The organism is Cognatundibacterium rugosum (genome assembly GCF_014284365.1).
In the GTDB taxonomy this organism is placed as follows: Bacteria; Pseudomonadota; Gammaproteobacteria; order Burkholderiales; family Burkholderiaceae_D; genus Undibacterium; species Undibacterium rugosum.
The window spans coordinates 1-21,895 of record NZ_JACOGG010000021.1 but is presented as its reverse complement, the minus strand read 5'-3'; the positions used below and the strand labels follow the sequence as shown (position 1 = coordinate 21,895).

Here is a 21,895-nt window from a genome sequence, read left to right as displayed (position 1 = left end):
TTATGTTGAAATTATCATTGAGTTATAGCGCAGTGCTGAGCGCCTTGATGCTGAGTGCCTGTGCTTCGGTCGGGCCAGACTATCAACGTCCTGCGCTGGATTTGCCGGTACCGGTGCAAGCAGACAATCCGGCAGGCACAGGCAAGCCCGGTCTGCTGGCTGCTGATCTGACACCGTGGTGGGCACAATTCCAGGACCCGGTGCTGACTGACCTGATTCTGGAAGCTGCAAAATACAATCAGGATTTAGTGTTGGCAACCGGACGTATCGAAGAAGCGCGCGCACTGGCTGTTGGCGCAACGTCTAACCGTTATCCGACAGTCGATGCCACCCTGGTCGGCAGCAAAGTCCGTACCAGTGAAAATGCGGGCAAACTGGGTGCTGGTGCCAATCCTCTCAGTAAAGATTTTCAGCTTGGTCTGACGGCTTCTTATGAAGTCGATGTATGGGGAAAATTGTCCCGTGCTGATGAGGCTGCTAAAGCACGTTTGCTGGCGCAGGAGCAAAACCGCAATGTAGTGCAAATGACTTTATTCAGTAATCTGGCTCAGTCGTATTTCGCATTACGTGCAGCGGATGCTCAGTTAAAGCTGGCGCAGGATACCGGCAAGACACGCACAGAAAATTTAGGTCTGCAACAAAAGCGGCGTGCCGCCGGTGCCATCGGTGAACTGGATTTACACCAGGCCGAAGCAGAAGCTGCAGTTGCAGAAGCCAGTGTCGCGCAAGCCAAACAAAATGTTGCCAATCTGGAGTCCGCTATCGCGGTATTGATAGGCCGTAGCCCGGCTGGCGTCGCGCATCCTGTGATTGCGCGTGGCAGCGAGATTTCCAGTCTTTACCAGCATTTGCAATTGCCTGCCGATTTATCGTCTGAGGTCTTAAACCGCCGTCCGGATATTCTGGCCGCGGAGCAGGCGCTGGTCGCAGCGAATGCAGACATTGGCCAGGCAAAAGCCGCTTACTTCCCTAGTCTGAAACTGACTACCGGTATCGGCTACGAGTCGCGCGTGTTTAAAGACCTGATTGACCCTTCTTCCCTGTTATGGAATCTGGGTGCGAATCTGGTGCAGCCAGTGTTCCGTGCCGGGGCAATCGGTGCGGTGGTGGCGGGTGCGGAAGCACGTAAGACCCAGGCTACTGCACAATATGTGCAAGCGGTGCAGGGGGCATTCCGCGATGTGCATGATGCGTTGAATAATGCTGAAGCCAGTGCCCAGCTTTACGCCGCGAATCAGAAACGCGTGCTGGCCTTAAAAGACAGTCAGCGTCTGGCCGAGTTACGCTACAAAAATGGCTATTCCAGCTATCTGGAAGTGCTGAATGCGCAGCGTGATCTGGCGCAGGTGGAGTCAGGTCTGATCGATACACAACGCGCCCATCTGAGTGCCATTGTCAGTCTGTATAAGGCTTTGGGTGGCGGCTGGAATCAGGCTGTGACGACTCAGTAAGCAGTTGGATATCTCCAGATTGGGTTTGCCCTCTGGATCCGTCTGCAAGCCCCTCAGCGTGTGCTGTAGGGGCTTTTTTTATACATATTCCTACCTGTCCAGTTTTCCGGGAAGTGTGTGCCGGGCCATGTGGTAAAGCTGATTTTGTATTAATTTATCTGCAATTAATGAAAGATGGTTGATGTTTCCTTGCAAAAATATTGCTTTTGAATTGTGATTCATTGTGGGACTGCCTGCGCCGCGCTTACAATGTCCGCTAGATGAATGAGCTGGAGAGCAGTGTGAAAACGAAACAAATCAGGCAGTCTGAACAGCAACCAGGTGTCCAACAGCCATCAGCCAGGAATGTGGAGAAACTGGCAGGTGGCAGCCTGGTACTCAGTCTCTTGTTTGCAGGAAGCGCCGAGGCATATTGCCCGCCAACTAATCCTCCTTATCTACAACAGCAATGTCTGGAGCGTGAACGTCAGGCCCAGATAGACGCAGACAATCGTCGTCGTCAGGCTGAGGCTGAGCAAAGACAGCGCCAACAGGAGGCGGAACGTCAGCGTCAACAGGAAGCACAGGAACGGCAACGTCAGCATCAGGAGGCCGAGAGACAGCGCCAACAGCAGGAAGCTGCAGAACGTCAGCGCCAACAGCAACAGCAACAGCAACAGCAACAGCAACAGCAACAACAGGAGGCAGAGCGTCTGCGTCAGCAACAAGAGGTTACGGAGCGCCAGCGTCAGGCACAGCAACAGCAGCAGAGTCAGCAACAACAGATTCAGCAACAGCAAAATCAGCAGCGTCAGCTGCAACAAATTCAGCAACAACAGCCAATTCAGCAACAACAATTACAGCAGCAATCCCAACAGCGACAATTACAGGCTCAACCGGTGCAGCAGCCAGGCTTGCCACGTCAGCCTGCGCAGCAGGTTCAGCCAGGTCAGTCACAGCAGTCTTACCAGCCTTACCAGCCTCAGCAGCAGACTGCTCAATCAACTTATCAACAACCAGTGCAGCAGGCTGGTCAGCAGCAGTTATTGAATCAGACGCGTCAGGTGCCGCAGCAGCCTGTGCAGCCAGCACACCCGGCGCAGCTGCTGAATCCGCAGCAAACACCACATCAGTTGACACCTCAATATCAGCAAGTGCCACAACAGGTTCAGCAACAGCAAGCGCAACCGCAATATCAGCAAACGCAACAGGTGCACACCCAGTCGAATGGGCAGCTCCTGCCAAGCGCGGCGCAATCGCATCTGCAGCAGGGCGCACCACTCCGTCAACTGGATGCACCGTCTCACATAGTCAATAATGGCAGCATCCGTCAACCTGGCCAAACTGGTATGCAGGGCAACCCGTTAGTGGCAGGCACGCTGCATCCGGTAGAACACAGTACACCAAGTCAAGTTGGCTATGCACCCAAGGCACCGGTATCGCAGGCCCAGCTCTTGCAGATGCAACGCAGTGGACAAATGCAGCCTCAGTCTCAAACGCTGCCGGCACCGGGCGCTAATCGGAACGACACGAATCCGCGACCAGGCCAGCCAGTCAGTTCCGGCTATGCAGGCAATGCGGTAGCTGGCCAGCAGCAAGGCTATGCACAGGCGACGGGCTATGGCACACAGCAACATGCACCCGCTAATTCCACTCCGGGACGTGGCAGCCACAGCGCAGAGTATTTGCAACAAGAGGCTGAGCGTAAAGCCAAGGAAGATGAAAAGAAGCGCGTCTATATGGAAGCAATGACGAATGGAGTGCGTTTGCACGCAACCAAATGTCCGGACGGAGAGGGACATTACTATGCGACTGGCTCTAACCCGAAACCCGCTCCAAAAGGAGATTATTGTGTCGACGTCGCGTATGAGGCACGCTGCCCTGGCCAGATCCCGATTAAAGGTGTCGCATCCAATTTCATCGGCATGAGCGGTTGTTTTGGCGATACCTACAAAATCGAACCCAAACCAGCTTGTCCGGTGAAAGAAGTGACGGTGGTTGTGATCTCCGTGGGTGACTGCAAGTGAACTGCGCGCAGCTGTCACTGATGCTGCCATTGAATGGAATTTTTTAAGATGTGGGATTTACTCAAACCAGTTTATCTGGCGAGCCTGACCTTGAGCCTTACCTCAGTGGTAGCGGCGCAGGAGATGCAAGTCTTGCCTGATGGCTCGCGCTATCAGGGCACGCTGTTAAACGGAAAAATGCATGGCAAAGGCCTCGTACTTTGGGCCGATGGAGAGCGTTATGAAGGTGACTTTGTCCATGGATTGCGCACTGGAAAAGGGACTTACCGTTGGGCCAGTGGTGATGAATACAGTGGAGATTTCCTGAACAATGTCCTGCATGGGAAAGGGAAATTTACCTGGTCGACTGGCAACCGTTACGAAGGTGATTTCGTCAACGGTAAACGTACCGGGAGCGGTATATATCGCTGGAAAAATGGTGATGTGTATGAAGGTGACTTTGTTGATGGACGCAAGCAGGGCAAGGGCTCGCTGCTATGGGCAAATCAGCAGCGTTACGAAGGGGATTTTGAGGCCGACCAGCGTACCGGGCTGGGTGCTTTTCTGTGGCCGGACGGGGCACGCTATGTCGGTGAATTCAGAAACAATGAACGCACAGGCCGCGGTAAGCTATTCTTCAGCGATGGCAATCGTTATGAAGGCAGTTTTCTGAATGGGGTATTGAACGGGAAGGGCAGTTATTTCTGGAAAGACGGTGCTCGCTACGACGGTGATTTTGAGAACGGTATGCGGCATGGTAAAGGCGTCTACCAGTGGAAAGAAGGTGCCCGTTATGAGGGGGATTTCGTCAATAATCTGCGTACTGGCATTGGCATCTTTACCGATAAAGGCTATCGCTATGAGGGGGGATTTGAAGATGGTAAATACCAGGGGGGCGGCGTTGAGCAGTTTCAGAATGGCAGCAGTTATCAGGGAAATTTTATTCAGGGGCAGAAAGACGGACCGGGTATTCTGATCGCAGCTGATGGCCGGCAAACGGCGCAAAACTGGCAGGCTGGACGCCTAATCGTACCTGAGCCTCAGATCGCTGCAATCTCTGAAAAAAAATCTGAGTCCAAGGGCAAGAAAAATAATCCGGTGACACCAGCATCAACACCGATACACGCAACGGCAGATCCGCAAACGGCGATGCTGGAGGCAGCTGTCAAAGAGTATGAAGCGGGTCGTTATCCTATCGCAGCAAAGAAATATCGCCAGTTACTGGAGTCCGCCCCGGACAATGCCATGGCCTGGTATTTCCTGGCGCAGACCCAGGAGAAAATGGACGAGAAAATTCCAGCGATGAAGTCCTACCGGCGCGTGCTACAACTGCAGCAAGAGGGTATGGTGGCCGATCTGGCACGGCTGGCACTGGAGAAAATGGAGCAGCAAAATGCGAGCATCGATGCCCAGATATTGGCTCGCTTTGTATGGGACTATGAGTTCGAACCACCTGGCCGGCGTGAGTGGCGTATGGTGAATCAGAATCGCTGGCTGGAAGTCTATCCGGATGGGCGTGCCCAGGCCTACGCAGTACGTGAAGTTGCGCAACTGGGTAATTGTTCTGGCATGCTGGTTACTAAGGAAACAGAACCAGATTTTCAGATTTTCATCCCGTTCAACGGCTGTGAAAAAATGTGGCTGCGTTTCCGCCGTGGCAATGGCAACTGGATGTGGCTGGGGGAGATGAAGGAGGTGGAATGGCGTTGAAGCTGGCAGTCGTTCCGTATTTATCCTTTAATCCTGTGAAATAAAAAAGGCTGGCAAATAACTTTGCCAGCCTTTGATCTGTCTCAGGCAGACAGATTAACCACCACGACGCATCATTTCAAAAAACTCTGCATTGTTTTTAGTGGCTTTCATTTTGTCCTGAATGAATTCCATCGCTTCGATCTCATCCATCGAGTACAGCAGCTTACGCAAAATCCAGATCTTTTGTAGCTGATCCGGTTTGATCAGCAACTCTTCACGGCGGGTGCCGGACTTGTTCAGATTGATGGCTGGATAAACGCGTTTTTCTGCGAGGCGACGTTCCAGGTGAACTTCCATGTTACCGGTGCCTTTGAATTCTTCGTAAATCACGTCATCCATACGGCTGCCGGTTTCGATCAGCGCAGTAGCGATGATGGTCAGCGAGCCACCTTCTTCGACATTACGGGCTGCACCGAAGAAGCGTTTCGGACGTTGCAGTGCATTGGCATCGACACCACCGGTCAATACTTTGCCGGACGCCGGAATGACCGTGTTATAAGCGCGTGCCAGACGGGTAATGGAGTCCAGCAGAATCACCACGTCCTTTTTCATTTCTACCAGACGCTTGGCTTTTTCCAGCACCATCTCAGCAACCTGGACATGGCGTAAGGCGGGTTCATCGAAAGTCGATGCAACCACTTCACCGCGCACAGAACGCTGCATCTCGGTCACTTCTTCCGGACGTTCGTCGATCAGCAATACGATCAGTGTCACATCCGGGTGATTGGTAGTGATTGCATGCGCTACGTGCTGCAACATCACAGATTTACCTGACTTAGGCGATGCGACCAGCAGGCCGCGCTGACCACGGCCTATCGGTGCAATCATATCAATGATGCGGCCAGTGGTATTTTCTTCACCGCGCATTTCGCGTTCCAGCGTCAGTACCTTATTTGGATGCAGTGGTGTCAGGTTTTCAAACAGAATACGGTGTTTGGATGCTTCCGGCGATTCGCCGTTGACTTTGTCCACTTTCACCAGCGCGAAGTAACGCTCACCATCTTTCGGGGTACGGACTTCACCTTCGATCGAGTCGCCGGTATGCAGATTGAAGCGGCGAATCTGTGAAGGTGAGATGTAGATATCGTCGGTCGAAGCCATGTAGCTGGCATCTGGTGATCGCAGAAAGCCGAAGCCGTCTGGTAAAACTTCCAGGGTGCCGTCGCCGAAAATTTGCTCGCCCGCTTTGGCGCGTTTTTTCAGGATAGCAAACATTAATTCCTGCTTGCGCATACGGGCAGCGTTGTCGATTTCAAGTCCTATGGCCATGTCCAGCAAAGCGGATACGTGTAGGGCCTTTAATTCAGATAGATGCATGGTGAGTGTCCCGGGATGGGAAAATGAGGTGGGGGAGTGAACGGAGGAAATGACAGAATAAACAGAATAGTTATCGTGTACTCTTGTGTACTGCACTGACTTATCGCCAGTGTCGGTTCTTGTTACTTAGTCGTTCAATATTCAGAAATTGTATTTACTTCGCGCTGTAACTGCCAGTGTCAGCAGTTACAGCGTGCTGATCATACCTTAGATATTGCTATCAATGAAGGAAACCAGCTGACCTTTTGCCAGCGCACCGACTTTTTGTGCTGCTGCCGCGCCGTCTTTGAACAGGATCAGGGTTGGAATACCACGGATACCGAACTTGGCAGGAACTGCCTGGTTAGCATCGACGTCCATTTTGGCAACGACGATTTTATCGCCATATTCTTTGGCTACTTCTTCCAGGATAGGGGCGATCATTTTGCAAGGACCACACCACTCTGCCCAGAAGTCAACCAGTACTGGTTTCTCAGATTTCAATACGTCAGCTTCAAAGGAAGCATCGCTTACATGTTTGATGTTTTCGCTCATGGAATCCTCGTTGAGAGGGAAAAATTAAGGGGTAACAGCGCCACAGAATGTCGGTCGGTTATTTGGAATTTGCCGAATTCAAATTTGTATCTGAAGGCGATTGGTCAGAATTCAATGGTGACGTGAAGAAAGAATGTACCAGAATTATGCCAACGAAGAGTCAGGCGTGGTTAGCTATACAGCAAATAATAACCTATTTTTTTAAAATGTGGGCTGCTCTAAATAAAAATCAGTGATTCATTGTTTGAATTCCAGTGTCGCTTGCTGTTTGCTGGACGATTCCAGACATCCAGCGAGACATAGCACCGCACATTGTCATCCTTCATTTTGGTATCTTTGTTTGCTCAGTTACAGAGTAGTCCGGGTTGGCGCTTGCTTGCCTTACCTGCCGTGTCAGTCATGATTTGCGATGTAGTTTGACGAAATTAACGAAATTTCGCTATCGACTCAGCTTGGCTGCTGGAAATTTGCTCGTATAATAAGAGCTCAGATTTGTTGCATCCAAAACCTAGCCTATGATGATTCCCGAATTCGAATTACTCGCCGATAAAGTCGCCAGACTCGCTGAGTTGACGCATGCATTGCGTGCGGAAAACGCAGCTTTGCGCCATGAGCTGGCTGGCCAGACGGCAAAGAATCTGGATATGCAGCAACGCATAGAGCAAGCACAGGATCGTGTGCTTGCATTAATACAGTTATTGCCACCAGAAGTTGTTAATCAAGATCAAGAGGAAGATGCGGCATGACCGATAAAAAAGTCATTCAGGTAGATGTGATGATCATGGGGCAAAGTTATAAGCTGTCCTGCCGTGAGGGTGAGGACCGTGCTTTACGTGAGGCCGCTGCCTATCTGGATGCAAAAATGTGCGCTATCCGCGATACGTCCAAGGTCAAAGGGACGGACAGAATTGCTGTTATGGCGGCGCTGGGCATGACAACAGAATTGCTGGCGACCAAAACTTCAGAGGGCCCGCTGTCGGGTATGTCGATTTCCGAAGTCAGACAGAAAATCACGAGCATGCATCAAATCATGGATCAGGCACTGACACCGCAAGAAAAGCTATTTTGAACCTGAGATTTATTAGATTATTTCATCAAAACAACTATCCCTTACGCGGGTTTTAGGAGTAAACTTCAATTCCCTGCCGTGTTCGCCAATGTCATATATTCCTTGAACCATTTATGTGCATAGGCTGCGGAACATAGTTCGATGGGCGTGAGCGTCGCTAGTCCGATGAACCCGAAATTGAACTGACTGTGGCCAACTTGAACCATCAGGTTCAGGATGCCGGCATAGCGGCTCTGGTGGGGACTTATGCAGAATGGCTGTCAGTGATGACAGCCATTTTTTTTGCATTGCGAATTAAGAGTCGCCGAGGCAGCACGGAGTTGGCAGCCTTATATAGGAAGCTCGTTGCTAGCTGTTGCACGCTGTCTGGATTGCACTGTGCGACAATATGCTTTTCAGTATTTGAGACAGTCAGGAGAGGATGATGGCGTATTGGTTAATGAAGTCTGAACCCGATGAAGTCAGTATCGATGATGCGCTAGCGGCTGGCAGCGTTCCCTGGTTTGGTGTTCGCAATTATCAGGCCAGAAATTTCATGCGCGATCAGATGCAATTGGGCGATGGCGTGTTGTTCTATCACTCCAGTTGCGCTGAGCCTGGTATCGCGGGCATTGCTGAGGTGTGCAGCAGCGCCTATCCCGACCATACTCAGTTTGATGCGACGAGTCATTATTACGATCCGAAATCAACTCAGGAAAATCCGCGCTGGATGATGGTTGATGTGCGTGCAATCAAAAAGACCCGCTTGCTGAGTCTGGCTGAAATGCGAACACACGCGGAGCTGGCCGATATGCTGGTGTTACAAAAAGGTAGCCGCTTGTCGATTACACCGGTCACTTCCGCAGAATGGCAGGCCGTATTGGCACTGCTGGATACACAGTGAGCGTAGCATGAATGAGCAAAGACAGAATAGAGATCAGCCATTGCGAGCTGCCCGTTTTATTAAGGAAATCGGACGTGGTAAAGACGGTGCGCGTGATTTGTCGCGGCAGGATGCCTGCAGCTTATTTGCAGCGATGCTGGAGCAGCGCGTCAGTGATCTGGAGTTAGGCGCAATCCTGCTGTCCATGCGGATCAAAGGCGAGTCCATCGATGAATTGGCGGGCTTCATGGATGCGTTAGCGCCAGCCATGCTGAAGCTACAACTGCCACCCGGTCTGACCGCTGCGCCCGTAGTGATACCAAGCTATAACGGCGCCCGGAAAAAAGCGAATCTGACGCCGTTGCTGGCACTCTTGATTGCACGTGAGGGTATTCCGGTATTGGTACATGGGATTGCAGAAGATCCCGGTCGTGTGACCAGTGCTGAGATTTTTCAGGCGATGGATTTACAATTGTGTCAGTCATCGCAGGAAGTCAGCCAGCGCTTTGCCGCTGGTGTGCCAGCCATGATGGAGTTGGACTACTTGTCGCCCGCTTTACACCGGCTACTGATGCTCCGGCGTATTCTGGGGGTGCGCAATTCCTCGCATACCCTGGTGAAGATGTTGTTGCCCTTCGATATTCCTGCACTGCGCTTGTATTCCTATACCCATCCTGAGTATTTGCAGTCTTTGGGACATTATTTTTCTACCCATCTCAATCAGACTCAGGGTGAGGTGTTGATGATGCGTGGAACAGAAGGCGAGGTCGTAGCCAACACGGGCCGCGCGCAGCAGATAGACCGATTTGCCCAAGGCGTGCGTGAGACGCTGTTGGAAAAGCAAGAGCTGTTAACTGCTACAGAGCCTGAACTGCCTGAAGACATTGATGCCACCTCCACCGCAGTCTGGATACACAAGGTCTTAAATCAGGAGTTGCCTGTTCCGGCGAATATCGCAGAGCAAGTCAGGCTGTGCGTCAGCATCAGTCGCCGGTTACATGGGCTGACAGCGAACGCCGTTGAGTATTTAGCACAGTAAGGCTTAGATAAATAAAGCTACGCTATTCGCAGGGAGGGGCGTAGTGTCAAAAAAAAATGCACCGGTTTTAAAGCCAGTGCATTTTTTTGTGCCCGCTCGTTACTGAGCGGGCGGACCATCAGGTAATTAGAAATTGACTTTGAACTGTACGCCGTAGTTGCGTGGTTCGTTGACGATACCTGTCAGGTTGTTGAAGTCGATGGCTGCGATGACTTGTTGCTTGTTGGTGATGTTGCGACCATAAGCAGCCACTTCATATTTGCCATCATTCCAGATGTAACCGATACGAACGCCACCTTCGAGCAAGGATTTCGCCTTGTATTCTTTGGCTTCATACAAGAACATATTGTATGTGTCTTTGTATGACCAGTCAGTGTTCGCATACAACGTGCCTTCGCCGATTTGTGTGGTGTACTTCAGTGCGAAGTTACCTACCCATTTCGGTGCGCGTGGCAGTGGATTGCCGCCTATCAGTACTGTGCCGGCAACCGGACCTGCTGGATTGGTCACGCTGCATCCGTTACCGCACGGAGAAACAAACAGGGCGGAGTCCTTAATTTGTGTGTCGTTGTAGCTGATACCTACATTTGCCTTCCAGTTACGGTTGATATTGGCTTGCAGATCCAGCTCAAAGCCCTGACCGGTTGCTTTATCAGCATTGACCAGGCGGTTTTGGTTAACTGCACCGCTACCAGCCGTCAGTTGCAGATCTTTCGCTGTGTACTGGAATACAGTTGCGCTCACACGTGCTGTATTGTCCAGGATGTCTTTCTTGATACCAGCTTCGAAAGACAGATTTTTCTCGGACTGTGCCACGGAGATAGAATCACCGAACAAGACGCGACCCTGGATACTCGGTGCGCGGTATCCAGTCGCAACACGGGCGAACACATTGGTTTCTTTGTCCAACGTGTAGCTGCCGCTCAAATCCCAGGTCAGGTTGCTGGAGGAAGGGTTAGCAGTGAACAGTGGAGTGATGCCGACACCAGGTGCTTTGCCTGGAGTCCAGGTACGTTGTGCGTCAAAATCTTTCTTATCGCTGGTGTAACGCAAGCCGGCACGTACTTTAAACTGATCGCTGACTGCGTAGTTGATCGTTCCGAATGCAGCGTAAGATTTAGCATTCTGGTGCTGAACTGCATAACCGTCTTGTACATTGCCACCGAGCGAGTTGAAGTCAAAGCTGTCGACTTGCAGTTTTTCGTTGAAGTAGTACAGACCCGCGATCCATTGCAGCTTGTCTTTGGTATTGGATTCTACGCGGATTTCCTGCGTCAATTGCTTCAGATATGGCAGTCCGTCAGCGGTTTCAGCCGCGAAAGGAATGGAGCCTGGGCCCATAGGCAGTGCATAGGATGCGCCATAGCCGCCATCGACGTCAGCGCGGCTGTAGAACTTCGCCTTGTCGTAACCCGTGATGGAATGCACGGTAATACCGTCCAGATCCCAGCGCAGACGTGCGCTGGCGCCGGAGGAAGTCAAGGTTTGCTTGTTCAGGCCGTCGGTCGGGTAGCTGCCGTAGTCAAAGCCAGGTACCAGCTCATTCGAGCCTTTTTGTATGATGTTAGCGCGGAACAGGGTTGCGTTGCCGGACATGTCACGGCCATGCAGATTCAGCAAAGCACTGAAGTTACCGTTTTTGTACAGGAATTGCAGGCGCGCTGCGTTATCGCGGTAGCCTTCCAGATTTTTTTCGCCGGTAGCACGTGGATTGGTTACGCGGTTGTCGCGGCTTTGTGCCTGACCGGAGAAGCGCATTGCCCAGTCCTGGTTCAAAGGAATATTGATTGCGCCTTCCAGATTGACGGCGTTGTAGTTGCCGTAACCTATGTTGCCATAGCCTTCAAAACGGCGGCTAGGTTTAGCGGAGTCAAACTTGATCACACCAGCTGGAGAGTTGCGGCCGAACAGCGTGCCTTGTGGGCCGCGCAGGATTTCTACCTGTTCTACGTCGAAAACCGGGAAGCCTTTCAGCATAGGGCTTTCCTGAACGACGTCGTCATACACCAGGCCAACAGGCTGGGATGCATTCAGATCGAAATCGGTATTGCCCAGACCACGAATATAAAAGCGTGGGAAGGAGCGGCCAAAGTCGGATTCAACGTTCAGACTCGGTACGCGCGCTGCCAGGAAACGGATGTCTTGGCCGCTGGCATTGTAGGTGTCGAGCGCATCGCCTTTGATCGCAGAAATCGACATCGGTACTTCTTTGATGTTTTCTGCACGGCGGTTGGCGGTTACTATCACTGTTTCCAGCTTGGTACCGTCATTTTTTGCTGCTTCTGGTTTTGCTTCCTGAGCCCAGGCGGCATGCATAGGGAAGGCGGTGGACACTGCCAGCGCGATCAGGGTTTGGGTAGTCCCTTTGTAAAACTGACGCTTGGATTTCGCAGTCATGGGTTTTCCTTGGAAAGTTGATGGGTAATCTGGAATTGCAGAGCTTCAACATGATGCCGTCTTTCTCTGATGCCTTGCACTCAGACAGACATATGGAGCGCAGTGCGCAAACGTTTGCGGCCTATGTGCAGCAGTTAACTCTTAGTGCTTGAGCTTCGTCAAGAACATATTATTTTCAACTATAAATACTTGAAATTACTATATGAAAATGTTGTGTATATCAAACAGATTAATGATTTATAAATATATGTGGCATGAACAGCTTGTTAAGCAAAAAAGCTGCTTTGCCCTGCTCTGATGATCGTTTTTCCGCTATCCGTTACAATCGCGCGTTCTGAGAAATGGAAATGTCATGAATAAACAGGTCGATGTAGTGGTGATCGGTGCCGGTGCTGCCGGAATGATGTGTGCGGCAACTGCAGCTAAGCGCGGCAAGCGCGTGGTGTTAATCGATCACGCCAGTAAGCTGGCGGAGAAAATACGTATCTCTGGCGGTGGGCGCTGCAACTTCACAAATCTGCAGGCAGGACCGGCGAATTTTCTGTCTGATAATCCGCATTTCTGTAAAAGTGCACTGTCGCGTTACACCCCGCAAGACTTTCTTGCTTTGTTGCAGCGCTATCGCGTTGCCTGGCATGAAAAGCATAAGGGGCAGTTGTTTTGCGACAATTCTGCGGAAGATATTATTCATGTCCTTAAGTCGGAATGTGATGCGGCTAAGGTGCAGTGGTGCATGCCTGGTACTGTCGGTAGTGTTGAGCGACTGCCTGAACAGGGCTTTTTGATACGGAGCTCGCAAGGTGAGTTGGTGACCGAATCTGTCGTCATTGCGACCGGAGGTTTATCTATCCCTAAAATTGGTGCGACTGATTTTGCGCATCAGATCGCGCGTCAGTTTCAGTTGAAAATGGTTGAACCCAGGCCAGCGTTGGTACCCTTAACATTTGATGCGCAATCCTGGGCGCCGTTTATTCCTTTGGCGGGTATTTCGCTGGAAGTGGATATCGCGACGGGTGATAAAAAACAGAAAATGCAGTTCCGTGAGGACCTGTTGTTTACACACCGGGGCTTGTCTGGGCCAGCGGTGTTGCAGATATCCAGTTTCTGGCAGCCAGGGGCTGCGATCCGGATTAATCTGTTGCCTGAAGTTGATTTGGCAGAAGAATTGTTAGCCGGTAAAAATAATAGTAAGAAGAATTTGGCAAATTACCTTGCGCAATACCTGCCTGCGCGACTGGCGGATGGCTTACTGCAGGCGCATGGATTTGATGGTGCAGCAAAACTGGCAGAGATGCAGGATAAACGCTTGCGTTTGCTGGGTGAGAAGCTGAATCGCTGGGAGTTGATACCAAGCGGATCCGAGGGCTACAAAAAAGCCGAAGTGACGCGGGGTGGGGTGGATACCCGTGAATTGTCGCAGCAAACGATGATGGTGACTAAGGTTCCAGGACTATACTTTATCGGTGAGGCGATGGATGTAACAGGCTGGCTTGGTGGCTATAATTTCCAATGGGCATGGGCGTCCGGGTTTGCAGCCGGATCGGCGGTCTGAGTCAGTTTGAAATTCTTAGGGTGCCAGTATTCATGCTTTGGTGTACAATGCCGCATTCAGGGTTAGCTCCGGTCAGACCGGAATTTCAAGAAAATTGGATAGACTCTGAAAGGTTTTGTGGTTTTTGTTGCTACAGAATCTCAAAATTTGCGTAAGATTTAATCAGTATTCTTCCCATTTTCAAGAATTCCTGTTAATATCTCTGTCTTCCTATAATTTTTCCATGGTTTGAACTTAAATGACCACAATTCGCCTTAAAGAAAACGAGCCGTTCGAAGTCGCCATGCGCCGCTTCAAGCGCACTATCGAAAAGACCGGTCTGTTGACCGAATTGCGCGCTCGCGAGTTCTACGAGAAGCCAACTGCAGAGCGTAAGCGTAAGCTGGCTGCCGCAGTTAAGCGTCACTACAAACGCATTCGTAGTCAGCAATTGCCTAAGAAGATGTACTAATCCTGATTGGTGTCTGGTTATGCCAGGTGCTTTCAGAGTTGTATAGCTTAGGTTTGCATGCCCGCTCCGGTAAGCCGCAGCGGGCTTTGTTGTTTTTATCTGATTCAGTATCCAGGGGTAAGTAATGAGCTTAAAAGACCAAATCACCGACGACATGAAAGCAGCCATGCGCGCTAAGGAAGCAAGTAAGCTGGCGACGATACGCCTGCTGACTGCGGCAATGAAGCAAAAAGAAGTCGATGAGCGGGTTGAGCTGGATGATGGCATGGTGTTGGCCATCATAGAAAAAATGATCAAGCAGCGTAAGGACTCCGTTCAGCAGTTTGAGGCTGGCGGACGTCAGGACCTGGCGGACATCGAAAAAGCGGAAATCGAAGTGCTGGCGACTTATATGCCTGCGGCTTTGTCTGACGAAGAGGTGCAGGCTGCGGTGAATGCTGCGGTTGCTGAAACAGGTGCTGCCGGCCCTCAGGATATGCGTAAGGTCATTGATGTGCTGAAGCAGAAGCTGGCTGGCCGTGCCGATATGGGTAAAGTATCTGGTCTGGTCAAAGCGGCTTTGTCTAAATAATTGAATACGAATGCCGGAGCTACCGGCAGTATGCATTGATACCGCAAAGTTTTATTCAGGATCTGCTTGCCCGCGTTGATATTGTCGACGTGGTGGGTAAGTACGTCCAGTTGAAAAAAGGTGGCGCAAACTATATGGGTTTGTGTCCCTTCCATAATGAAAAATCCCCCAGCTTTACGGTTAGTCCGACTAAGCAGTTCTACCATTGCTTTGGCTGTGGTGCGCATGGCAGCTCTATAGGTTTTTTGATGGAGTATTCCGGGCTCAGCTATGTCGACGCAATACGTGATCTGGCGCAAAGTCAGGGTCTGGTTGTGCCGGAAGAGGATCGTATGCTGCCGGCTCAGCGTGCCGAAGTGCAGGCGAAAAGTCTGGCTTTGTCCGAAGTAATGACTAAAGCGGGGGAGTATTACAAGCAGCAACTGCGTCATGCGCCGAATGCTATCGCTTATCTAAAAAAACGCGGTCTGACAGGCGAAATTGCGGCTCGTTTTGCCTTGGGTTTTGCGCCTGATTCCTGGGATGGGCTGCGTAGTGTGTATCCGGATTATTCTGCTTCGGAGCTGGTCGAGGCGGGGCTGGTCATTGATAAAAGCGATGAGGAAGGTGCCGGGCGTAAGCGCTATGACCGCTTCCGTGATCGCGTAATGTTTCCGATTCGAAATACCAAGGGCCAGATTATTGGTTTTGGTGGTCGCATCATGGAGCAGGGTGAGCCCAAATACCTGAATTCCCCTGAGACTCCGTTGTTTCAAAAAGGCTTTGAGTTGTATGGCTTGTTTGAAGCCAGGCAGGCTATCCGCGATGCCGGCTATGTGCTGGTCACAGAAGGCTATATGGATGTGGTGGCGCTGGCACAAATGGGGTTTCCGCAAGCCGTTGCCACACTGGGTACTGCGTGTACGCCCACCCATGTGCAAAAGCTGTTACGACAGACCGATCATGTGATCTTCAGTTTTGATGGTGATGCTGCCGGGCGCCGGGCGGCGCGACGTGCACTGGAAGCGTGTTTGCCGCACGCGAATGACGATAAATTTATCAAGTTTCTGTTTTTGCCACCAGAGCATGATCCGGATAGTTACATCCGCGAATTTGGTGCTGATGCATTTGAGCAGCAAGTACGTGACGCGATGCCTTTGTCGCAGTTTTTTATGCGCGAAGTAATCGGTGTTAATGATTTGAATTCGGCTGAAGGCCGTGCAAAAACGCAGTTTGATGCCAGGCCTTTGCTGCAGGCGATGCAGGCCTCGGGTTTGCGCTTGCAGATAGTGCGTAATTTGGCGCAGCAGACGATGACGGCGCCGGCAGAAATCGAGACTATGTTTGAATTAAGTCAGCCTGTTGCCAGAGTAAAGTTGGCGCCGCCACGCACTAAGCGTAGTGCGCCGGTCGGGCTGGAGCGTCAGATTATGCGTATTCTGGTCGCATACCCTGCCTTGGCGGTTTATGTTGATGAGCACGTCTTGCAAGATGCTGCCCTATTGGCGCCGGATGGCGCAGCGATGCTAAAAGAGTTGGTGCTGGTCTGTATGTCCTTAGGGGAAAATGCGCAATTCGTCGCGCTTGCCGAGCAATTGCGGGGAACGGGATCAGATTTTGATGGTCTGATCGCTGAAGTTGCTGAACAAACGGATACCGAGCCCGAGCTGGTCAGGCTTGAATTATTGGGGGCTGTGCGCCAGATACGTACCCAGGCACTCAAGGTAGAGGCGGAGCGGCTGGTTGCAGCTGGGTTGCATGGCGAGCTGGAAAAGAATCGCTGGCGGGATATCATGTTGACATTGGATCAATTGCGCAAACAGGCGATATCTGAGGCGGCTAACCGCCAATAAGGATTTTTTTTGCACTTTAATTGTTTTTTGCAGGTCTTTTTTGTATAAATGTTTATCGCCTGAGGAATAGGTTAAATTGAAAGCTTTGCCTATTTTTTTATCAGTTCTGAGCCGTTGTACGCCCGGTCAGGCTAGAGAATGCGGTGTCCGCATGGTATAATTAAAAGCTTTCGATTCAAGGTCTTAGGTTGTTTCATTCTGCCGTTTTTGATGTTTTTCTGTGCAGAATGTGTTGTTTAGGTGAGCAGATGCTCCTCCGAGTAACCCAAAACGCTGGCGCTGAGACTCGGGAAGTCTGAAACAAAATGAGCTGCGGGGCTGGCAGATCCAGAGCCGTTGGCTATTGTTTATTTTGTTGAGAAGTATCGCAGACGACTTCCTCAGTACCGGATGGTTTGATTCAATGGCTAACGCAATGAAGAAACCCGCGAAAACCCTGATACCGACAACGGTAAAAAAAACAGCGGCTAAGGCGTCTGTGAAAGATGCCGGCGATGTACCCGTAAAAAAAGCGGCACGCCCAGCTGCTGCAGCCAAAGCAGTCAGTGTCAGTGCGAAAGCGCAGACAAAAACGGCAGCCGGTACGGCTGCACGAGTTGCCTTAAAAAATGATGCCCCTCAACATAATCCTAAGCTCAAAGCTGCAGAGAAAAAAGGGGTTGCGAAAGACGTGAAAGCGCCTAAAGTGAAATCTGCCGTCGCAGTTGCCCCGGCAGCTAAAGTCACTGAAAAAGCCAGTCCGAAAAAGTCTATGACCGAATCAGCAAAATCGACTTCAGCAAAGAAAGCGCCTGTGAAAGAAGTTAGTACCAAGTCATCCTCCAAATCTAAGAAAGCCGACGTGGCTGCTGAGAATCTGGAATCCCTTGCCCCTAAAAAGCGTAAAGCAACTGCCGTAGCTAAGGCAGAAGTCGCCGCGCCGGAAGCGCCGGCTGTTGTCGACAAAGCTGAAGCAAAACCGGCGCCTAAGGCGAGTCGTAAATCGGCAAAAGCTGTGCCTGAAGTTCAGGAGATTAAGACCGGATCAGCACCTGCAGTCAGCCAGACTACAGATGCCGCTGTACTGGCGACGATAGATACCTCGGGCTATGTGTTGCCTGGTGTAAAAGTGCCAGGACGCCGGGGGCGCAAACCTAAAGAATACCAGCCTGAAAACGAAGAAATTGCTGCTCTGAATGCGGTTGAACGCGCGGAGATGAAAGCCATTGATAAGGCGAAAGCAAAAGATCGTAAGGCAAAAGAAAAAGCGTTATTGAAAGATGCGTTCTCTTCTGATCCCGAAGCGACAGAAGAAGAGTTGGAACGCCGCCGTCAGAAGTTAAAAACCCTGATTAAACTGGGTAAAGACCGCGGTTATCTGACCTTTGCAGAAATTAATGATCACTTGCCGGAAAACGTGGTTGATCCGGAAGCGATTGAAGGCATTATCGGTACCTTCAACGACATGGGCGTTGCGGTATACGAGCAGGCTCCTGACGCGGAAACCCTGTTATTGTCTGACAATGTAGTTACTGTGACTACAGACGATGATGAGGTTGAGGCAGCTGCTGAAGCCGCCTTGTCTACGGTGGATTCTGATTTTGGTCGCACCACCGATCCTGTCCGCATGTATATGCGTGAAATGGGTTCGGTTGAGTTGTTGACCCGTGAAGGCGAGATCGTTATCGCCAAGAAAATCGAAGAAGGTCTGAAGGACATGATACAGGCGATTTCCGCCTGTCCAACTACGATCGCCGAAATTCTGGCAGCTGCCGATAAAATTGCAGCAGATGAAATCAAGATTGATGAAATCGTTGATGGTCTGGTGGACCCGAATGCAGTAGAAGATGCTCCGGCTGTTGCGGTCGTGGCGCCTTCCGATGACGACTCTGATGAAGAGGAAGAAGAGGAAGAAGAGGAAGAAGAGGAAGAAGAGGACGGTGGTGCAGCAGGTGCTGCAGCGATTTCTTCCGAGCAGCTGGAGCAGATGAAGCGAGAAGCGCTGGCGAAGTTCCAGATCATTGCGACCAATTTCGAAAAAATGCGCAAATCTTACGAAAAAGAGGGTTACAACTCCAAGTCGTATGTGAAGGCGCAGGAAGCAATTTCGAATGAATTGTTGGGCATACGCTTTACCGCTAAAGTCGTCGAGAAGCTGTGCGACACCTTGCGTGGCCAGGTCGACGAAGTGCGTCACATCGAGAAGCAAATTCTGGAAGTGGCAGTTAATCGTTGCGGTATGCCGCGCTCGCATTTCATCAAAGTTTTCCCTGGCAATGAAACCAATTTGTCCTGGGTCGAAGGTGAGGTCAATTCCGGTCATTCGTACAGTGCTATTCTTGGCCGCAATGTACCCGCAGTACAGCAGTTACAGCAAAAGCTGATTGATCTGCAGGCGCGTGTCGTATTGCCTCTGGCTGATCTGCGCAATATTAACAAGCGCATGTCTGCCGGCGAAATGAAGGCGCGTAAAGCGAAGCGTGAAATGACAGAGGCTAACTTGCGTCTGGTGATTTCTATTGCAAAAAAATATACCAACCGTGGCTTGCAGTTCCTGGATCTGATTCAGGAGGGGAATATCGGTTTGATGAAAGCTGTCGATAAATTTGAATACCGTCGCGGCTATAAATTCTCGACCTATGCAACCTGGTGGATACGTCAGGCGATTACCCGTTCTATTGCAGATCAGGCGCGTACTATCCGTATTCCTGTTCATATGATAGAGACGATCAATAAAATGAATCGTATCTCGCGTCAAATTTTGCAGGAAACCGGTGTTGAACCGGATCCGGCTACACTGGCGATCAAAATGGAAATGCCGGAAGATAAAATCCGCAAAATCATGAAGATCGCTAAGGAACCGATTTCCATGGAAACACCGATCGGCGACGACGATGATTCCCATCTGGGCGACTTCATTGAGGACAATCACACCCTGGCGCCAGCCGACGCAGCTTTGCATGCATCGATGCGGAATGTGGTCAAGGATGTGTTGGATTCATTGACACCACGTGAAGCTAAAGTGCTGCGCATGCGTTTTGGCGTTGAAATGTCGACTGACCACACGCTGGAAGAAGTTGGTAAACAGTTTGACGTGACACGTGAGCGCATTCGCCAGATAGAGGCGAAAGCTTTAAGAAAATTACGTCATCCATCGCGTTCTGATAAGCTCAAGAGCTTCCTAGAAGGTAATTAATCGTATATAATGGGCGCTGATTTTTTTCGGTGCCCGTTCAATATGTTGTGCTGAGTTTTCGGCGCAATATTTGCAGGCGGCAGCATCTGGCTTTACCTGCAAATCCTGAAGTCCTTTTCCAAACCTGGATTAACCTCAGATTACAGCAGGCATTGCTTGCAGAAAGAATTGGGCCTCTAGCTCATGCTGGTTAGAGCAGCGGACTCATAATCCGTTGGTACCGTGTTCGACTCACGGGAGGCCCACCATTTATCATGACCGATACGAAGTCCCACACCCCATCCCCTACAGATCAAACAGCGGCACAAGTCCGGTTTGAAGATTTTGGCTTGTCGCCAGATATTTTGCGTGCATTGACCGAACAAGGCTATGTGCATCCTACCCCTATCCAGGCACAGGCAATTCCTGTTGTACTGCAAGGTAAGGACGTCATGGGCGCTGCACAGACTGGTACCGGTAAGACGGCTGGTTTTTCGCTGCCTATCATCCAGCGTTTGCTGGCGCATGCGAACTCCAGTGCTTCACCTGCGCGTCATCCGGTACGTGCATTGATTTTGACGCCGACCCGTGAGCTGGCAGATCAGGTGGCTGAAAATGTGAAAGCCTATTCGCGCTTCACGCCTTTACGCTCTACTGTGGTGTTTGGCGGGGTCGATATGAATCCGCAAACGGCTGCATTAAGGGTAGGCGTGGAAATTGTGATCGCAACGCCCGGACGTTTACTCGATCACGTGCAGCAAAAAACGATTAATCTGTCGCAGACTCAGATACTGGTGATGGATGAGGCGGATCGTATGCTGGATATGGGATTCTTACCTGATCTGCAGCGTATCATCAACCTGTTACCAAAACAGCGGCAGAATCTGATGTTCTCTGCAACGTTCTCGCCGGAGATTAAGAAACTCGCAGCAAGCTTCCTGAATCAGCCGCAAACCATTGAAGTTGCTCGCAGTAATGCGACGTCCGATAATGTGACGCAGATACTGTATAAAGTCTCTGAAGAAGAAAAGCGTGACGCAGTTTCTTTCATTATCCGTGAACGTGGTCTGAAGCAGGTCATCGTGTTCTCCAACACGAAGATCGGTGCTTCGCGTCTGGCAGTACATTTGGTCAAGCAAGGTGTCAAAGCTGCTGCAATTCATGGTGATAAATCACAGAATGAGCGTATGGTGGCATTGGAGGATTTCAAACGCGGCGAAGTTGAAGTGCTGGTCGCAACCGATGTGGCTGCGCGTGGACTGGATATTTCTGAGATGCCGTGTGTGATCAACTTTGATCTGCCTTACAACGCTGAAGATTATGTGCACCGTATTGGCCGTACTGGTCGTGCCGGTGCCAAGGGCGATGCAATTTCTTTGCATACTGATCAGGATGAGCGTTTGCTGGTTGATATAGAGAAGCTCATCAAACAGAAAATTGTGCGCCTGCAGTTATCCGGGTTTGTCGCGACTTCCGTGCATACTGAGCGCGCTAAGCCAACGCGTGAACGTTTTGATTCCGGTAGCAGACATGAATCTGGCAGCAGACATGATGCACGTCCGGCCAGAGGATATCAGCCACCGCGTGAAAAAGTAGATCCGTGGTTCCTGAAACCGTACACACCAAGTACAACTGCGACTCTGCCTGTAGCAACTGCGCAGACAGAAGAGGCCAGCGCAGCTAAGCCTCAGAAGCGGGCAGCTTTGTTGGGCGGCTTACTCAAAGCCCGTTCTTAAGCATATCTTAAGCATATGCTGGTCGCGTTTTTTCACTGGCGACCAATAATAAAAAAGGAGCTGCGTTGAAGTGACCCCATTTAGTTGGACAGCTTGATAGTTACGTGGCCAAGGGCTGATTTCTGTATTGAACAGGACTCAGCCCTTTTAATTTCAGTTTTATACGGTCATGATTATAGTAGTGGATGTAGTC

Annotated in this window: 18 protein-coding genes, 1 tRNA gene and 1 other RNA gene; 16 read left to right on the top strand and 4 right to left on the bottom strand. The window is 50.8% G+C overall.

Annotated elements, in window-relative coordinates; all coding sequences use genetic code 11:
- Window positions 1-2: 2 nt before the first annotated feature.
- The 3 genes from H8K47_RS15675 (at window position 3) to H8K47_RS15665 (ending at window position 5,146) form a co-directional block, all read left to right on the top strand.
- Window positions 3-1,451, top strand: coding sequence for an efflux transporter outer membrane subunit (locus H8K47_RS15675; RefSeq protein WP_186882340.1), 1,449 nt, complete (start codon window positions 3-5; stop codon window positions 1,449-1,451).
- Between the two features lie 281 nt (window positions 1,452-1,732).
- Window positions 1,733-3,457: a hypothetical protein gene (locus tag H8K47_RS15670; protein ID WP_186882339.1), complete on the top strand. Its 1,725-nt coding sequence runs from the start codon at window positions 1,733-1,735 to the stop codon at window positions 3,455-3,457.
- A 33-nt stretch (window positions 3,458-3,490) separates the two neighbouring features.
- Entirely contained in the window at window positions 3,491-5,146 is a 1,656-nt protein-coding gene (locus tag H8K47_RS15665) for a hypothetical protein (RefSeq protein WP_186882338.1), read from the top strand.
- 96 nt (window positions 5,147-5,242) lie between these two features.
- Here the strand turns inward: H8K47_RS15665 and rho are convergent, their stop codons facing one another.
- Entirely contained in the window at window positions 5,243-6,505 is a 1,263-nt protein-coding gene (gene rho / locus H8K47_RS15660; RefSeq protein ID WP_162019950.1) for a transcription termination factor Rho, read from the bottom strand.
- A gap of 207 nt (window positions 6,506-6,712) precedes the next feature.
- Entirely contained in the window at window positions 6,713-7,039 is a 327-nt protein-coding gene (gene trxA, locus H8K47_RS15655; RefSeq protein WP_186882337.1) for a thioredoxin TrxA, read from the bottom strand.
- Between the two features lie 515 nt (window positions 7,040-7,554).
- On the opposite strand from trxA, the gene H8K47_RS15650 reads away from it, so the two are divergent.
- The 5 genes from H8K47_RS15650 (at window position 7,555) to ybiB (ending at window position 10,009) form a co-directional block, all read left to right on the top strand.
- Window positions 7,555-7,785, top strand: a complete 231-nt coding sequence (locus H8K47_RS15650; protein WP_230404999.1) for a DUF904 domain-containing protein — start codon at window positions 7,555-7,557, stop codon at window positions 7,783-7,785.
- Window positions 7,782-8,108 carry a cell division protein ZapA gene (locus H8K47_RS15645; RefSeq protein ID WP_186882336.1) on the top strand — a complete coding sequence of 109 codons (327 nt, stop codon included), beginning with the start codon at window positions 7,782-7,784 and terminating at the stop codon, window positions 8,106-8,108. Before H8K47_RS15650 ends, H8K47_RS15645 begins: the two co-directional genes overlap by 4 nt.
- Window positions 8,109-8,175: 67 nt before the next feature.
- Window positions 8,176-8,355, top strand: a non-coding RNA gene (gene ssrS / locus H8K47_RS15640) — 6S RNA.
- 177 nt (window positions 8,356-8,532) lie between these two features.
- Window positions 8,533-8,991 (top strand): EVE domain-containing protein, encoded by a 459-nt coding sequence (locus H8K47_RS15635; RefSeq protein WP_186882360.1) that lies wholly within the window; start codon window positions 8,533-8,535, stop codon window positions 8,989-8,991.
- Window positions 8,992-8,998: 7 nt separating this feature from the next.
- Window positions 8,999-10,009, top strand: a complete 1,011-nt coding sequence (gene ybiB / locus H8K47_RS15630; protein ID WP_186882335.1) for a DNA-binding protein YbiB — start codon at window positions 8,999-9,001, stop codon at window positions 10,007-10,009.
- Window positions 10,010-10,135: 126 nt separating this feature from the next.
- On the opposite strand, the gene H8K47_RS15625 is transcribed toward ybiB, so the two are convergent.
- Entirely contained in the window at window positions 10,136-12,406 is a 2,271-nt protein-coding gene (locus tag H8K47_RS15625; protein ID WP_186882334.1) for a TonB-dependent receptor, read from the bottom strand.
- Between the two features lie 20 nt (window positions 12,407-12,426).
- Here H8K47_RS15625 and H8K47_RS18520 point away from each other — a divergent pair, with 20 nt between their 5' ends.
- The 8 genes from H8K47_RS18520 to H8K47_RS15590 all read left to right on the top strand — a co-directional run bounded on the left by H8K47_RS18520 (window position 12,427) and on the right by H8K47_RS15590 (window position 21,702).
- On the top strand, window positions 12,427-12,558 hold the full coding sequence (locus tag H8K47_RS18520; RefSeq protein WP_268974430.1) for a hypothetical protein: 132 nt from the start codon (window positions 12,427-12,429) through the stop codon (window positions 12,556-12,558).
- Between the two features lie 200 nt (window positions 12,559-12,758).
- Window positions 12,759-13,958 (top strand): BaiN/RdsA family NAD(P)/FAD-dependent oxidoreductase, encoded by a 1,200-nt coding sequence (locus tag H8K47_RS15620; protein ID WP_186882333.1) that lies wholly within the window; start codon window positions 12,759-12,761, stop codon window positions 13,956-13,958.
- A gap of 238 nt (window positions 13,959-14,196) precedes the next feature.
- Window positions 14,197-14,409, top strand: a complete 213-nt coding sequence (gene rpsU / locus H8K47_RS15615) for a 30S ribosomal protein S21 (RefSeq protein WP_005877634.1) — start codon at window positions 14,197-14,199, stop codon at window positions 14,407-14,409.
- A 124-nt stretch (window positions 14,410-14,533) separates the two neighbouring features.
- The gene (locus H8K47_RS15610) at window positions 14,534-14,980 is read left to right on the top strand and encodes a GatB/YqeY domain-containing protein (protein WP_162019957.1); all 447 of its coding nucleotides are present in this window, start codon (window positions 14,534-14,536) and stop codon (window positions 14,978-14,980) included.
- Between the two features lie 35 nt (window positions 14,981-15,015).
- Complete coding sequence (gene dnaG / locus H8K47_RS15605) at window positions 15,016-16,812, top strand: DNA primase (protein WP_186882332.1); 1,797 nt, start codon at window positions 15,016-15,018, stop codon at window positions 16,810-16,812.
- Window positions 16,813-17,563: 751 nt separating this feature from the next.
- Complete coding sequence (gene rpoD, locus H8K47_RS15600; protein ID WP_186882359.1) at window positions 17,564-19,987, top strand: RNA polymerase sigma factor RpoD; 2,424 nt, start codon at window positions 17,564-17,566, stop codon at window positions 19,985-19,987.
- A 170-nt stretch (window positions 19,988-20,157) separates the two neighbouring features.
- Window positions 20,158-20,235, top strand: a tRNA-Ile gene (locus H8K47_RS15595).
- A gap of 6 nt (window positions 20,236-20,241) precedes the next feature.
- Complete coding sequence (locus H8K47_RS15590) at window positions 20,242-21,702, top strand: DEAD/DEAH box helicase (RefSeq protein ID WP_186882331.1); 1,461 nt, start codon at window positions 20,242-20,244, stop codon at window positions 21,700-21,702.
- Window positions 21,703-21,802: 100 nt separating this feature from the next.
- On the opposite strand, the gene H8K47_RS15585 is transcribed toward H8K47_RS15590, so the two are convergent.
- Window positions 21,803-21,895: IS3 family transposase (locus H8K47_RS15585; RefSeq protein WP_186880672.1), on the bottom strand; the 93-nt coding region annotated here is incomplete at its 5' end.

Coding starts and splice junctions, on each gene's coding strand:
- H8K47_RS18520 (WP_268974430.1), top strand. CDS start 12,427: ATGGGTAATCTGGAATTGCAGAGCTTCAACATGATGCCGTCTTTCTCT.
- H8K47_RS15625 (WP_186882334.1), bottom strand. CDS start 12,406: ATGACTGCGAAATCCAAGCGTCAGTTTTACAAAGGGACTACCCAAACC.
- H8K47_RS15610 (WP_162019957.1), top strand. CDS start 14,534: ATGAGCTTAAAAGACCAAATCACCGACGACATGAAAGCAGCCATGCGC.
- H8K47_RS15650 (WP_230404999.1), top strand. CDS start 7,555: ATGATGATTCCCGAATTCGAATTACTCGCCGATAAAGTCGCCAGACTC.
- rho (WP_162019950.1), bottom strand. CDS start 6,505: ATGCATCTATCTGAATTAAAGGCCCTACACGTATCCGCTTTGCTGGAC.
- H8K47_RS15645 (WP_186882336.1), top strand. CDS start 7,782: ATGACCGATAAAAAAGTCATTCAGGTAGATGTGATGATCATGGGGCAA.
- H8K47_RS15665 (WP_186882338.1), top strand. CDS start 3,491: ATGGAATTTTTTAAGATGTGGGATTTACTCAAACCAGTTTATCTGGCG.
- rpsU (WP_005877634.1), top strand. CDS start 14,197: ATGACCACAATTCGCCTTAAAGAAAACGAGCCGTTCGAAGTCGCCATG.
- H8K47_RS15675 (WP_186882340.1), top strand. CDS start 3: ATGTTGAAATTATCATTGAGTTATAGCGCAGTGCTGAGCGCCTTGATG.
- H8K47_RS15635 (WP_186882360.1), top strand. CDS start 8,533: ATGGCGTATTGGTTAATGAAGTCTGAACCCGATGAAGTCAGTATCGAT.
- rpoD (WP_186882359.1), top strand. CDS start 17,564: ATGACCGAATCAGCAAAATCGACTTCAGCAAAGAAAGCGCCTGTGAAA.
- H8K47_RS15620 (WP_186882333.1), top strand. CDS start 12,759: ATGAATAAACAGGTCGATGTAGTGGTGATCGGTGCCGGTGCTGCCGGA.
- H8K47_RS15590 (WP_186882331.1), top strand. CDS start 20,242: ATGACCGATACGAAGTCCCACACCCCATCCCCTACAGATCAAACAGCG.
- trxA (WP_186882337.1), bottom strand. CDS start 7,039: ATGAGCGAAAACATCAAACATGTAAGCGATGCTTCCTTTGAAGCTGAC.
- ybiB (WP_186882335.1), top strand. CDS start 8,999: ATGAATGAGCAAAGACAGAATAGAGATCAGCCATTGCGAGCTGCCCGT.